Genomic DNA, 1,034 nt, shown 5'->3' on the forward strand with positions numbered 1-1,034 from the left:
TGGGTATTTCTGCGCTGGTTTACGGGGCAGGACTGTTCATATTACGGGGGTTCAAAAAGGAAGAGATCCGGTTTTTTAGAAATATGCTCAGGATCTAATCTTAAACCGTTTTTTCCTGCTCATCTGGTCTGATGTCCCCTGCTGAGTTGCTCTCATGCATGTTCTCTTAAAATGATGTGTTAATCTCGTTTTCAAAAGATTATTAATACATTTAACCAAAGTATTTTTTATCCAAAATTTTGTAGTAACAGTAATTGACTATCTAAATGTGAGATGCGTATTTGTGAGATGCTGATATGAAGATAATAGGATGCATTATAGCAAGGACTTGGTCGAAAAGGCTACCAAAAAAAGTCCTTCGGGACATACATGGTAAAACGATGATTGAGCACTTGATTGATAATATAAAAAAAGTACCAAACATTGATGATATTTACCTATGTACCTCATCACATCCTGATGATCGGATATTGTTAAAGATTGCAGATAATAACGGCATAATTGGTTATGCTGGAAGTGAGCAGTCTCCCATTGATAGAATGCTAGATGTCATATCAACAGAAAAAGCTAGTCATGTAGTTAGGATAACCGGGGATAATGTTTTTACTGATGCAGTCTTTTTGAAGAAAATGATGGAGGAAGTATCCAAAAATAACAAAATAGAATATTCACGCACAGAGTACCTACCCTTAGGTTTAACCGCAGAATTGATGGAATCGGATGCATTAAAACGGTGCTATTACTCTCTTGAGCCTGAAAAAAGTGAATATCTCATGTTATATATGTTCAACCCTCAAGAGTACCAGTGTCAGGTCATAATACCTGAAGCTGCATTACAGGCAGAATTTTCATCTTTAACAGTTGATACGTATGATGATTTCGAGCGAACAAGATATATAATGGATCACTTATCAGATAGATCTGGAATTTATTATGATGACGTACTAAAACTGCATCATCAGAAGAGTATCCCGCATTTTGAAATCAGCCAGGACATGATAGTGAAGTTACCAGATGGAAAAGTGTCAAGTTAT

General features: G+C 36.2%; 1 protein-coding gene. It reads left to right on the top strand.

Going from position 1 to position 1,034, the window contains the following annotated elements:
* Positions 1-296: 296 nt before the first annotated feature.
* Positions 297-1,034 (top strand): cytidylyltransferase domain-containing protein (locus EI28_RS13810; protein WP_082223189.1); only part of this gene is annotated, 738 nt, incomplete at its 3' end.

The organism is Methanoculleus sp. MH98A, from assembly GCF_000691865.1.
GTDB lineage: Archaea > Halobacteriota > Methanomicrobia > Methanomicrobiales > Methanoculleaceae > Methanoculleus.